Source organism: Actinocrispum wychmicini, assembly GCF_004345645.1.
In the GTDB taxonomy this organism is placed as follows: domain Bacteria; phylum Actinomycetota; class Actinomycetes; order Mycobacteriales; family Pseudonocardiaceae; genus Kibdelosporangium; species Kibdelosporangium wychmicini.
This window is the reverse complement of sequence record NZ_SLWS01000006.1, coordinates 653,621-666,955: the sequence shown is the minus strand read 5'-3', so window position 1 is coordinate 666,955 and position 13,335 is coordinate 653,621. Positions and strand designations below refer to the sequence as shown.

General features: G+C 69.3%; 10 protein-coding genes. 6 read left to right on the top strand and 4 right to left on the bottom strand.

What is annotated here, in order from left to right; translation table 11 throughout:
* Window positions 1–105: 105 nt before the first annotated feature.
* The gene (locus tag EV192_RS29515) at window positions 106–1,278 is read left to right on the top strand and encodes a cysteine desulfurase family protein (RefSeq protein WP_132121096.1); all 1,173 of its coding nucleotides are present in this window, start codon (window positions 106–108) and stop codon (window positions 1,276–1,278) included.
* Between the two features lie 2 nt (window positions 1,279–1,280).
* Window positions 1,281–2,360: a tRNA 2-thiouridine(34) synthase MnmA gene (mnmA, locus tag EV192_RS29510; protein WP_132121093.1), complete on the top strand. Its 1,080-nt coding sequence runs from the start codon at window positions 1,281–1,283 to the stop codon at window positions 2,358–2,360.
* Here the strand turns inward: mnmA and EV192_RS56890 are convergent.
* Both EV192_RS56890 and EV192_RS29500 read right to left on the bottom strand, forming a co-directional pair.
* The gene (locus EV192_RS56890) at window positions 2,341–2,769 is read right to left on the bottom strand and encodes a winged helix-turn-helix domain-containing protein (RefSeq protein ID WP_132121091.1); all 429 of its coding nucleotides are present in this window, start codon (window positions 2,767–2,769) and stop codon (window positions 2,341–2,343) included. The two genes, mnmA and EV192_RS56890, sit on opposite strands and share 20 nt — an antisense overlap.
* A gap of 55 nt (window positions 2,770–2,824) precedes the next feature.
* The gene (locus tag EV192_RS29500) at window positions 2,825–3,778 is read right to left on the bottom strand and encodes a quinone oxidoreductase family protein (protein WP_132121089.1); all 954 of its coding nucleotides are present in this window, start codon (window positions 3,776–3,778) and stop codon (window positions 2,825–2,827) included.
* A gap of 158 nt (window positions 3,779–3,936) precedes the next feature.
* On the opposite strand from EV192_RS29500, the gene EV192_RS29495 reads away from it, so the two are divergent.
* From EV192_RS29495 to EV192_RS29485, 3 genes are read left to right on the top strand one after another with little or no spacing between them, the layout of a single operon-like run.
* On the top strand, window positions 3,937–7,035 hold the full coding sequence (locus EV192_RS29495; RefSeq protein ID WP_243727133.1) for a glucodextranase DOMON-like domain-containing protein: 3,099 nt from the start codon (window positions 3,937–3,939) through the stop codon (window positions 7,033–7,035).
* Between the two features lie 59 nt (window positions 7,036–7,094).
* Entirely contained in the window at window positions 7,095–8,654 is a 1,560-nt protein-coding gene (locus tag EV192_RS29490) for a beta-N-acetylhexosaminidase (RefSeq protein ID WP_243727132.1), read from the top strand.
* A 54-nt stretch (window positions 8,655–8,708) separates the two neighbouring features.
* Window positions 8,709–10,100: an amidase gene (locus EV192_RS29485; RefSeq protein WP_132121085.1), complete on the top strand. Its 1,392-nt coding sequence runs from the start codon at window positions 8,709–8,711 to the stop codon at window positions 10,098–10,100.
* Here the strand turns inward: EV192_RS29485 and EV192_RS29480 are convergent.
* Window positions 10,091–10,810: a hypothetical protein gene (locus EV192_RS29480; protein WP_132121083.1), complete on the bottom strand. Its 720-nt coding sequence runs from the start codon at window positions 10,808–10,810 to the stop codon at window positions 10,091–10,093. The two genes, EV192_RS29485 and EV192_RS29480, sit on opposite strands and share 10 nt — an antisense overlap.
* An 81-nt stretch (window positions 10,811–10,891) precedes the next feature.
* A complete protein-coding gene (locus tag EV192_RS29475; RefSeq protein ID WP_243727131.1) occupies window positions 10,892–11,767 on the bottom strand; it encodes a serine/threonine dehydratase in 876 nt (291 codons plus the stop codon).
* A gap of 521 nt (window positions 11,768–12,288) precedes the next feature.
* Between EV192_RS29475 and EV192_RS29470 the strand changes: the two genes are divergently transcribed.
* On the top strand, window positions 12,289–13,326 hold the full coding sequence (locus EV192_RS29470; protein WP_132121082.1) for a methionine synthase: 1,038 nt from the start codon (window positions 12,289–12,291) through the stop codon (window positions 13,324–13,326).
* Window positions 13,327–13,335: the final 9 nt, after the last annotated feature.

The window sequence follows — 13,335 nt, the reverse complement described above, 5'->3', positions numbered from 1 at the left end:
CGGCTACGGACTGTGCTCGGTTCCGCCGCGAGCGTGACGGTTCGGGGTGGGGGCGGTGCTGGTGAGTACGGTGTGATGCGCGTGGCCGCATACACTCTCTGGGCGATGACTTATCTCGACCATGCGGCGACCACGCCGATGCTGCCGGAAGCGGTGGCGGCGATGATGGAGGCGCTGTCCGTGCCGGGCAACGCCTCGTCGCTGCATTCGTCGGGGCGGCGGGCGAGGCGGGTGGCTGAGGAGGCGCGCGAGTCGATCGCGGACGCCCTCGGCGCTAGGCCGTCCGAGGTCATCTTCACCGCGGGGGGCACGGAGAGTGACAATCTCGCGGTCAAGGGCATTTACTGGGCCCGGCAGCGGCCGGGGCGGCGCCGGCTCGTTGTCTCTTCGGTGGAGCACCATGCTGTGCTGGACGCCGCGCAGTGGCTCGCGGATCATGAGGACGCCGAGGTCACGTGGTTGCCGGTGGATCGGGACGGGCGGGTCGAGCCCGATGCGCTGAAGGCCGCGTTGGGTGACGATGTGGCGCTGGTCACCACTATGTGGGCGAACAACGAGGTGGGCACCGTCAATCCGGTGCGGGAGTTGGCGGCGGCGTGCGCTGAGCGGGGAATTCCGTTCCACACCGACGCTGTGCAGGCGGTCGGGGCTGTGGGTGTCCATTTTGGTGAGTCCGGGGCGAGTGCGTTGACCGTGAGCGGCCACAAGATCGGTGGGCCGATCGGGATCGGTGTTCTGTTGCTGGGACGGGACGTGCCATGCGCGCCTTTGCTGCACGGCGGCGGCCAGGAGCGGGACGTGCGTTCGGGAACCATTGACGTGCCAGCGATCCACGCACTGGCGACGGCGGTGCGGAGTGCCACCAGGGACCGCGACAAGCACGTGGCCAAGCTGTCCGGGCTACGCACGGAACTGGTGAAGGCGGTGCGTGCAGCCGTTCCGGACGCGATCCTCAACGGTGCCCCCGGGCTGCCCGGACACGCGCACTTCACGTTCCCCGGATGTGCCGGCGACAGTCTGCTGATGTTGTTGGACGCCAAGGGAATCGAGTGCTCCACCGGGTCCGCGTGCACGGCCGGGGTGGCGCAGCCGAGTCACGTCCTGCTCGCCATGGGCATGGACGCGGCGGCCGCGCGCGGGTCGTTGCGGTTCTCCCTGGGGCATACATCCACGATGGCCGATGTTGAGGCGTTGGGGGCGGCCATCGGGCCGGCAGTGGAACGCGCGCGCAACGCCGGCCTGTCCGGCATGCGACGAAGTGCAGTGAAGGAGGTGTGAGCATGCGTGTGCTCGCCGCGATGAGTGGTGGTGTCGACTCGGCCGTGGCCGCGGCCAGGGCGGTCGCTGCCGGGCATGACGTGACCGGGGTGCATCTCGCGTTGTCGGCGAAGCCGGGCACGTTGCGCACGGGCGCTCGCGGCTGCTGCACGATCGAGGACTCGCACGACGCCCGTCGGGCCGCTGATGTGCTGGGGATCCCGTTCTACGTGTGGGACTTCGCCGAGCGGTTCACCGAGGAAGTGATCGAGGACTTCGTCGACGAGTACGCCGCCGGCCGCACACCCAACCCGTGCCTGCGCTGCAACGAGCGGATCAAGTTCGAGGCGTTGCTGGACAAGGCGATCGCCCTGGGGTTCGACGCGGTGTGCACCGGCCACTACGCTCGACTGTCCATTGTGGATGGACGGCCCGAACTGCGGCGCAGTGTGGACGGCGACAAGGACCAGTCCTATGTGCTCGCCTCGTTGCGAGCGGACCAACTGAAGCACGCCATGTTCCCGCTCGGCGCGTCCATCAAGCCGGAAGTCCGCGCTGAGGCGGCCGAGCGTGGCCTGGCCGTGGCCGAGAAGCCGGACAGCCACGACATCTGCTTCATCCCGGACGGCGACACCCAGGCGTTCCTGACCAAGAAGCTCGGTGAACGCCCAGGTGTGCTCGTTGACGACGAAACCGGTGCTGTCCTGGGCATGCACACAGGTGTGCACGGCTTCACCGTCGGCCAACGCAAGGGCCTCGGCATCGACGCGCCCGCCCCCGGCGGCCGCCCCCGCTACGTGCTCTCGCTGGAGCCGGTGTCGGGCAACGTCCGCGTGGGTACGGCCGAACGCCTTGCGGTAAGGGAAATTTCCGGTGAACGTCCGGTGTGGCCGTCGGCGATGCCGCTCGACGGCGTCACGGAATGCGTCGTCCAGGTACGTGCCCACGGCGGCACCGCGGCGGCGCAGGCCGAAGTGGTCGACGGCGAGCTGGTGATCCGGCTGGCCGAGCCGTTGCGTGGCGTCGCCCCTGGTCAGGCCGCTGTGCTCTACCGGGACGACCTGGTGCTGGGCAGCGCCACGATCACGTCGACTCGACCGTGAACCCGGCCGCCGGGTCCACGAGGTAGCCCACGCCGCGCACGGTCGTGATCGGGTCGAACCCGAGCTTGCCGCGCAACCGGCGGACGTGCACGTCCACGGTCCGGCTGCCCAACTCGCCGGCGATGCCCCACACCTCGGCCAGCAGCGTCGACCGCCGGTGCACCCGGCCGGGATGGCGGCACAGGTACAGCAACAGGTCGAACTCCAGCCGCGTCAGGTCGACCGGGGAGCCGTCCGACAGGACGCGCCTGGAGTCGGGCAGGATCAGCAGCTTCACCGGCGAGACAGCCCGCTGGGCAGGGACCGTCGGCACATCGCGCAAAGCGTCCGCCAGCCGGTCCGCCACGGTCTGCGCCTGGTCCTTCTCGACAGTGAGCTGCAGGATGACTGTCAGCTGGGCCGTGGGCATGCCCTATCGGACCCAGTGGCCGCCACCGGTGTCAACGACTCCCACAGCCCGGGATTCACTTCCGTGGATCGATGACGAGCTTTCCGGTCGTGCGCCGCGCCCGCATGTCCTCGTGCGCGGTCCGCACGTCCGACATGGCGTAGTCCCCGCCGCCGACCACCCGCAGCCGCCCGGCCGCGACCTCCGCGGCCATCTCGGCGTACGCCTGGCGCAGCAGTTCCGGGTTGTTGAACCCGTGTGCCAGCCAGAATCCGCTGACCGTGCTGGAGTGCTTCATCAACGCGACCGGGGACACGTCCTTCGGCTCCTCGCGGCCAGCCATGCCGTAGAACGCGAGCCGCCCGAACGGCGCCAACGCGACGAGGCTCTGGTCGGTGACGCGCCCGCCAGTCATCTCCAGCACGACGTCGACCCGCTTGCCGCCGTTCGCCTCGATGATGGCGGCGGTCAGGTCCTCGGCTGCCGGGTCGATGGCGACGTCCGCGCCCAGCTCCAGCGTCAGGTCACGCTTCTCCTTTGTGCTCGCTGTGGCGATGATCCGGCCCGCGCCCATGGTCTTGGCCAGTTGGACGGCCAGCGATCCGACGCCACCGGCACCGGCGTGCACGACGACCGACTCGCCGGGCTGGAAGTGCGTGACCTTCTTCAGCAGGAACCACGCGGTGATGCCCTGGACGAGCAGTGCGACCGCGGCCACGTCGTCGACACCGTCTGGCACGTCGAACGCCATCGCCTCGTAGACGAGGGCCTTCTCGGCGTACCCGCCGTGGCCGATCATCGCGGCGATCCGTCGCCCGTCCGCGGTGGTCCCGACGACCTCGCCGCCGGGGATCAACGGCAGCGACGCGCTCGTCAGGTACGAGTCCTCGACCTGGTGGGTGTCCGCGTAGTTGACGCCGGCCCGGGACACCTCCACCAGCACCTGGCCCGCACCGGCTGCCGGGTCCGCCACATCGGTGACCGACAGCACCTCTGGACCGCCGAACTCGGTGATCTGCACAGCCCGCACTTGTCAACGCCTCCTCGAAGTCATCTGTGAGACAGAATAACACTTTGTCTCATCTGGGCGACAATGCTGGCGTGTGGATCGTGTCACCCGATCTGGCGTTGTGAGCGGACACCGGCGGATGGTGTGATGCCCGGATGCGTTGGCGCGGCGTGGCACTCGTGACGGTTCTCGGAACGATGATGGCGAGCCCGGTGGCGGAGGCGCAGACCGGGCCGGGGGCGTTGTCCCACTTCGGGTTGGCCCGCAAGGACTGCGTGGGGACCGCTCGCAACACGACAAGCAAGGTGTGGTTCACCGTCGCCGGTGGCGTGCTGTCGGACGTGTACGCGCCGACCATCGACAACACCAACGTGGAGACACTGCAGTTCATCGTGACCGACGGGCACAGCTTCACCGACCTGCAGACCCGGGACATGACGTACACGGTCAAGGCCGACCGGACCGGCATGGCCTGCACGGTCACGTCCCACAACCGGAACTACCGGCTCACCACGCAGTACATCACCGACCCCGACCGTGACAGTGTCATGATCCGGACCCGGCTGGACGGCCCGGACGACCTCAGGCTGTACGTCCGGTACGACGCGAACATCAACGGAAACGGTGGTGGCGGCCCCCAGAACGGCGGGGCGGACAGCGCCACAGCCGACCGCGACGCCTTGGTCAGCAGTGACCCTGACACTGTCACCAACGCGGTCAACCGCGACTACGGCGTCCCACTCGCCGGTGCACTCCGGGCGTCCCGGCCGTTCAAGGAAGCCGGCAGCGGATACGTGGGGACGGACTCCGACGGCCTGACCCAGCTGGACAGGACCCACAAGCTCGCCGGCAACCCCACGGCCGACAAGGGGAACGTCGTCCAGACCGCCCGGATCGACCGCGACACCACCCTCGCCCTCGGCTTCGGCCAAACCCCGCGGCAGGCCCTGCAGACCGCTGGCGCCAGCCTGCGGACCCCGTTCGTGTACACCGAGGCGAAATACCTGGCCGGCTGGTGGCACTACGACCTGAAGCTCAGGCCCACCGACGACTGGCTGTCGCCGAACGTGCTGAAAGCCAGCGAGGACAAGACATTCCCGGGCGCCGTCGTCGCCTCCTTGGCGAGCCCGTGGGGACAGGCGGTGAGCGCCGGTGACCTGCCCGACGGCAAGCCCGTGTACTTCGGCTCCTATCGCGAGATCTTCGCCCGCGACCTGTACGAGAGCTTCACGGGCCTGATGGCCGCGGGCGACCGGGACACCGCGAAGGCCACGGTCCGCTGGCTGTTCACCAGGCAGCAGCAGCCGGACGGCCGGTTCCCGCGCAACTCCATGGTCAACGGCAAGAAGGCGCCGGACACCGGTGGCGACCAGCTCGACGAGTCGTCGTACCCGATCCTGATGGCCCTGCAAGCCGGTGTGGCGCAGGAGTTCGTGCCGCAGATCGAGAAAGCCGCGGACTTCGTCGTCGCGCACGGCCCGAGTTTCGGGTCCGAGCGTTGGGAGGAGCAGGGCGGCTACTCGCCCTCGACCATCGCCGCCGAGATCGCCGGTCTCACCGCCGCCAGCAAGATCGTTCCTGGCGGCAAAGCTCGCGTCTACCAGGCGACCGCGGACCATTTCCAGCGAAGCATCAAGGGGTGGACGGTCACCAGCGACGGTTACTTCCTCCGTCTGTCGAAGACCGGTGACCCGAACGCCGCCATCACGTACAACCTCGGCAACGGGTCCGTCGACACCGACCAGAAGTCCGTTGTGGACGCCGGATTCCTGGAGCTGACCAGGCTCGGCGCACTGCCGGCCACCGATCCCGACGTGCTGCGGTCACTTCAGCGCGTCGACCAGGTGATCAAACGGGACACCCCGAACGGCCCCGCCTGGTACCGCTACGGAACATCCTTGCCCGGCAGCGAGGACGGCTACGGCGACTGCTACGAACCCGATCCCACGAACTGCGCGCCGAGCGGAAAGCCTTGGCCCGTCGGGAATGTCGGCAGCGGCCACCTCTGGCCGGTGTTGTCCGGCGAACGCGCCGAGCAACTCCTGCAGACCGGCGACCGAAGGCAGGCGGCCGAGCTGCTGGCGGCCATGCACAAGCAGGCATCCGGTGTCGGCCTTGTGCCGGAACAGATCTGGGAGAACCCAGCGTTGCCGGCCGATCAGGCGACCGGCTCGATCGGGTTCCAGCCGGGCCAGGCTGTGGGCTCCGCGTCCCCGTTGACCTGGGCACAGGCGCAGACCGTGCGGTTGACTCAGAGCCTGATCGCCGGGCGTCCGGTCGAACAGCCGGCCGACGTCCGGAAGCGATATGTCGACAATGGCCCGCCGGGGGTCGTGGCGATCACGCTCACCGCGCCGGCCCAAGTGGACACCCCGACCGTCCAGGTCACCGGGACGGCGCCGGCCGGCACCCGGATCGACGTCCAGAGCACGGCAACGGACGCAGGCGGAGCCACCGCGGTTGTGACAACCACCTCCGACGGCACGTTCACGGCTGAACTGCCGACTCAGTTGGGCAGCAACGTCATCACCGCGGCCGCGACGAACGGCAACGCCACCGGGTACGCCCAGCGAACGGTCGCGTCGGACTTCGTCGCCGGAACCGTGCTGATGGACGTCACCGACCCAGACGGCGACGACAACGGGCCGGGCACCTTCGCGTACCCGACCGCGGCCGACTTCCACGCGGGCGCGTTCGACATCGAACGGTTCCAGGTCATCGACAACGGCGCCAACTACGTGCTGCGGACCCGGCTGCGCAACCTGTCGCCCACGTTCGGGTCGCCACTTGGTGCCCAGCTGCTGGACATCTACGCCCGTGACACGGCGGTCGCCAACACCGCGACCAACGCACCCTTCGCCTCCAGGAACTACACGGTTGGCCCATGGAACCGGATGATCGAGGTGCAGGGGTTCGCCGAACCGGTGTTCGTCGACGCCGACGGCACGCCGTTGGCCAGCGCCGCGGTCCAGGCGAGTGAGACGTCCAGGTACATCACGGTCAGCGTGCCGAAGACCGCGATCGGCAACCCGACCCAGTTCGCCGTCGTGCTGACCGGCCAGGAAGGTGACAGCCCGGACCGCGCCAGGCGGTTCACGCCGACCCCCGGCCAGTACACGTTCGGCGTCTGCGCGGCCGGCGGTGTGAGCCCGATCTGTGGGGTCGCGCCGGACGCGGTGCCGAAGGCGTTCGACGTGCTCACCCCGCCCGGTGTGGACCAGGCCACCGAGCTGGACCCGACGAAAGGTCCGGTAGTGGTCCAGACCTTGACACGCTGAGGCGTGCGCACGCACGCTTGAGGGGATCGCCGCCGAGTCCTGTCCGAAGGGATTCCATCGTGCGCACATCCCCATGGCTCAGCCGGGTTCTTGTCGCCGGCCTGCTGCTCACCGGGCTCACGTCGGCGGCCACCCAGGCGCAGGCGGCGGCCGCGCAGATCGACAGCGTGATCCCCGCGCCGGTGTCGGTGCAGGCCGTCCCGAACGTTTCGTACTCGATCACCGCGAGTACCCAGATCCGCGCGCAGGCCGGCGGGACCGGCGTCGCGACCCTGCTCGCGGACGTCCTGCGGCGGTCGACCGGGTTCGCCCTGCCGGTGTCCGACAGCACGGGCGACGGCGTCTCGTTGCAGCTCTCCGGCGCGGACCCGCAGGTGGGCGCCGAGGGCTACCAGCTGGAGGTCACCGCGACCGGCGTCACCATCAAGGCGACGACCACAGCCGGCCTGTTCAACGGCACCCAGACGCTCCGCGAACTGCTGCCCGCGAAGATCGAGGCATCGACTGTCCAAAGCGGACCGTTCACCGTGCCGGGCGCGAAGATCCTCGACTACCCGCGGTTCGCGTACCGCGGCGCCATGCTTGACGTGGCACGGCATTTCTTCCCGCCGGACGTGGTCAAGCGGTACGTCGACGAGATCGCCCTGTACAAGGTCAACTACCTGCACCTGCACCTGACCGACGACCAGGGCTGGCGGATCGCCATCGACAGCTGGCCCAACCTGGCCACGTACGGCGGCAGCACCCAGGTCGGCGGCGGACCGGGCGGCTACTACACGAAAGCCCAGTACAGCGACATCGTGGCGTACGCGGCGGCGCGGAACGTCACGGTCGTCCCCGAGGTCGACATGCCCGGCCACACCAACGCCGCCCTGGCGTCGTACGCGCAGCTCAACTGCAACGGGGTCGCGCCGAAGCTGTACACCGGCACCAACGTCGGCTTCAGCTCGCTGTGCGTTTCCAAGGACGTCACGTACCAGTTCATCGACGATGTGATCCGTGAGCTGGCGGCGATGACCCCCGGCCCGTACCTTCACATCGGCGGCGACGAGGCATCGTCCACTTCGGCCGCGGACTACAAGGCCTTCATGGCCAAGGTGTTCCCGATCGTCACGAAGTACGGCAAGCGGGCGGTCGGCTGGCACGACGTGGCCAAGGCCACCCCGCCGACCTCGGTGATCCCGCAGTTCTGGGGCACGACCACGTCGGACTCGGCCGTCTCGGCCGCGGCCGGCCGGGGCAACAAGGTGCTCCAGTCGCCGGCCAACAAGGCGTACCTGGACATGAAGTACACGTCCGGCACCCCGCTCGGCCAGGACTGGGCCGGCAAGATCGAGGTGCGGACCGGGTACGACTGGAACCCCGGAAACTACCTGAGTGGTGTCGGCGAAAATGCCGCCATGGGTGTCGAAGGTCCGTTGTGGACGGAGACGATCCGGACCAGGCAGGACATCGAGTTCATGGCGTTCCCCCGGCTGCCCGGCCTGGCCGAACTGGGCTGGTCGCCGTGGTCGAAGCACAACTGGACCGCCTACAAGCAGCGCCTCGCCGCGCAGGGTCCGCGCTGGCAGGCCATGGGTGTGAACTTCTACCGGTCCACTCAGATCACCTGGCCATGACCCGGGGTACCCCTTGTGAGTACCTTGGGCTAAGGACTCACAAGGGGGGCCTGGATGACCGATCTCGCCTACCTGCCGGCGACCGAGGCGATTGGCATGTTCCGCAGCGGTGAGCTGGCCCCGATCGACCTGATGCAGGCCGTGGTGCAGCGTGCCCAGGCGAGCGAACCGGTGGTCAACGCCTTCACGGACCTGTACTTCGAGGACGCGCTGAACCAGGCCCGCGCGGCCGGCGAGCGATATGCGCGCGGTGACGCCCGGCCGCTGGAGGGTGTGCCGGTCGCGATCAAGGAGGAGCAGCCGATCGCCGGGCTGCCGTGGCGCGAGGGTTCGACCGCGTTGCGGGACAACATCGCCACCGAGACCCATCCGATCGTGGAACGAATCATGGCCGCGGGCGGGATCGTGCACGCCCGCACGACGACCCCCGAGTTCTCGTGCGCCGGTTTCACCCACAGCGACCTGTGGGGCGTGACGCGCACACCGTGGAATCTGGACTACTCGGCGGGCGGGTCGTCGGGCGGTTCGGGCGCGGCGCTCGCGGTCGGGTCGACGACCCTGGCGACCGGCTCGGACATGGGTGGATCGATCCGGATTCCGGCCTCGTTCAACGGAGTCGTCGGCTACAAGCCGCCGTACGGCCGGGTGCCGAGCATGCCGCCGTGCCACCTGGACCACTACTGCCACGACGGGCCGTTGGCGCGAACCGTGCCGGACTGCGCGCTGCTGCAGAACGTCATCGCGGGCAAGCACCCGATGGATCACGTGTCGCTGCCCGCCCCGCCGCCGCTCGCGATCAAGGGCGCGGCGGGCCTGCAGGTCGCTCTGTGCATGACCTTGGGCGACTATCCGGTCGAGCCGGACGTCGTCGAAGCCACCCACGCGGCGGCCGGCGCGCTCCGCGAGGCCGGGGTGAAGGTCGACGAGATCGAACTGCCGTGGACCCGGGCCGAGATCATGGCCGCGGCCTGGGCGCACTACGGGTCGATCGTCGGGCCGTTGATGGTGGCGACCGCCGGCGGCGCCGGGCTTCTCCGGTACACCAAGGACTTCCTGGACCGGTGCACCGGCACGGTCTACTCGGCGATCCAGACCGAGGCCAGGATCCAGGCCGACCTCGCCGACGTGTTCACCCGGGCGGACGCGTTGATCTGCCCGACCTCGGGCATCCCCGCGTTCCTCGCCGGCGAGGACTACGTGGAGACACCGCTGATCGTGAACGGTGTCCGGCTGGACCACAATCTGGAGGCGCCGCTGTGCGTGCCGTTCAACATCGCCAGCCGGTGCCCGGTGTTGAGTGTGCCGTCCGGAATCGCGTCGAACGGCGTGCCGACCGGACTGCAGATCGTGGGGCGCCCCTACGACGATCCCACGGTTTTCGCGCTCGGAAACGTCGTCGCGTCAGCCCATCCTTGGTACACGACATTGGTGCCGGGTCACGCGTAGACAATGATCGTGCCGACGATCAGCAGCCCATAGGCGACCGCCGCGGATCGCATGATCGTCAGCTGGGCGCGTTCGGGCCAGGACGTTCGGCCAAGCAGCCACGACAGTCCAGGCATGATCAGGATCGCGTGCATCGGGACGGCGTGCGCGGGTTTCAGCGCGCCCGCTGTGGCGTACGCGAGATCCGGATGACCAGTGCGTACCTGGATCACGCCGGTCGCGATCATCACCGCCCCGACACCCAGCGCGACCACCAGGGCGGAGAACCCGAACCGCAGCGCGAGCTGCATGCTCGGCGTGTACACGGTACGGAACGCGGCCAGCGTGAATCCCACGATCACCGCGATGAGCACGAATCCGCCGCCGGCGAGCGTCATCGAAACGGTCGAGTCGAACGGCGTCTCGAAGTTGAAATGCGACGGCACCCGACGCCACGCCTGCATGGTGATCAGGGAAACCTCGACGACGCTGGCCGCCATCAACACACCCAGCAGAATCGCCCGCGTCCGTTCGGAAGTCCGCAGAAACGCCGACGCCCACACGGCCGCGCCGACGGTTAGCCCGAATGACACCCCGAACGTGGTCGGCTTGCGGAACGAGACCGGCCCAACCCACGTGCCCCCGGAGAACACCAGAACCCCGAGGTGCACCAGCCCGCTGGTGAAAAGCACGGCCGCGACGGCGTATCCGACCCGATCGATGGTGCGCATGCCCCCATGGTCGGTCGTCGGGCCGCTAGCGGCGTCCGCTCACAGGCGGCACTGGCTGTACGTCGAGACGCGTAGCGACCACTAGGCGGGCGTCCAGTCCGTGTTCGCCCCGCAGATCACCAGGCACGGCAGGTCACCCGGCACCGACCCGGCCAGCCAGGCCGCGAACGGTGTGGCCGCGGCCGGTTCGACCGCCAGCCGGAACTCCTCCCACAGCCGGTCCCGGGCGGCCAGGATCTCCTCGTCGGACACCAGCACCGACATCGCCCCGGCGGCCTGCAGGATCCGGAACGGGTACGCCCCGACCCGGGTCGCCCCCAACGCGTCCGACGCGACCGAGTCCACAGCGGAGTCCACCGGCGTGCCCGCGGCCAGGGCATCGTGCAGCGACCGGCAGTTCCGCGGCTCCACAGCCACCACCGGCCGGCCACCACCGCCCAGGACCGTCCCGGCGGCCAACCCACCGCCGCCGACCGCGACGACCAGGGTGTCCACATCGGGGACGTCCGTCACGATCTCAGCCGCCGCCGTCCCCTGCCCGGCGATGACCTCAGGGTGGTCATAGGCGGGCACGTACGTGCCCGGCTGCTCCTGTGCGAGTTTCGCGGCCTCGGCGTACGTACTGCCGGCGCGCACCAGAGTGGCACCGTACTCGGTGATCCGCCGCGCCTTGCTGTCCGGAATGGACTCGGGTGCGTACACAGTGGCCGGGACGCCGAGCACCGACGCGGCCGCGGCAACAGCCATCCCATGGTTGCCGCCGGACGCGGTGACCACCCACTCGGGCTTCCCACCGGCCAACAGGCAGTTCAAAGCGCCCCTGAACTTGAACGAACCTGTCCGCTGGAGCAACTCCAGCTTCAACACCAGCGGCTTCCCATCCACCAAAACCCGCAGTACGGGCGTCCGGCGAGCATAAGAAGCGATCCGAACAGCGGCCAGCTCAACCGATTCCACCCCCTCGACCTTACTTGACCCCCACCCCCAAGTCCGCCCGACGGGTCCTTTGTAGCAGGCAACCAGCCGCAGCTCGCCCGCGCCGGGCCAGGCCATCTGTGCCAGCAACCAGCCGTGGCTTGGCCGCCAACACCAGTCCGGCTTGGCCGCGCCGGTCATTTACGCCCCAGAACACGCCCGACATCGCCCCAGCCCCAGCGGTGACCAGCCCCGAGCGAAGATGTCGGTAGCGTGGGCTGGGGTGGAAATGGCCGGCTGAAGGCGGCCAAGCCCGCCCGAGCGAAGCGAGGGCAAAAGATCAGGTGTGGTGTGGGGGGCGCGGGCGCGACACGTCCCCCACACCACGTCTTCGGGGCGCGAAATCACGTTTCGCAGCCGACCAAGTGCGCGTAGTCGCGACTGGTGAAGTTGAAGGTATGTGGCCTAGACCATAGAGTCAATGGGTCTAGACCTCCCTGTTGCATAGCGGTGTGCCGGGAGTCGGCCGGCGGCCGGTGGGTCCGATCCACCACACTGTGCGGGTGTCGAATACGCCCTGGTCACCTGGAACAGCCACTGGTATCGGTTCGATGCCGGGCGGTGATCCGGTGGAGGCCGCGACCGTGGTCGTCGGTGAGCTGCCTGATCTGCCGCACCTGCCCGAGCTTCCCGCGCGCGGCTTGGGCGCGGACATCATCGGCCGGACCGCCGCGTTGCTGGTGGACCTTCCGGTCGAGGTCGTACCGTCCGGTTATCGGACGGCGAGCCGGCCGGGCCACGAGTACCGGACCGCGGTCGACCTGATCCGCCGGGACATCGACGCCCTGGAGGAGGCGATCGAACGCGCCGGCGTGGCCCCGCCCGCGGTGAAGATCCAGGCGGCTGGTCCGTGGACGTTGACCGCCGGGATCGAGTTGGCGCGTGGCCACCGGGTGCTGACCGACTTCGGCGCCCTGCGGGAGTTCACCGACTCGCTGGGCGAGGGGATCACCCTGCACGCGGCCGAAGTCGCCCGCCGGATCGGGGTGCCCGTGGTCGTCCAGCTCGACGAGCCGAGCCTGCCGACGGTCCTCGCCGGGGCGCTGAAGACCGCCTCCGGCTACGGCATGGTCCCCGCCGTCGCCGAGCCGGACGCGCGGGACACCCTCGGCCGGGTCGTCGAGGCGGCCCGTGCCGCGACCGGCCAGCCGGTGATCGTGCACTGCTGTGCGCCCCGCCCGCCGATCGGTCTGCTGCGCGAGGCAGGGGCCGACGCGCTGGCGATCGACGCCACGCTGCTTGAAGGCATCCCGGCCACGTTGTCCGACCAGCTCGGCGAGGCGTGGGACGCGGGGGTGACCATGCTGTTGGGCCTGGTCACCGGAACGGAACCGGCTCGCCCGCCGACTCTCGCTGAGGCGGCCGCGCCGGCGTTGCGGCTCGTGGACCGGCTCGGGTTCCCGCGATCGCTGCTGGCCGAGCGGGCGATCCCAACACCGGCGTGCGGGCTGGCGGGCGCGACCGGCACGTGGGCCCGCCGTGCGCTCGGACTCATTCGTGATGTCGGAAAGGCATTTGTCGAACCACCGGAGAGCTGGTAGGTGGTTTCA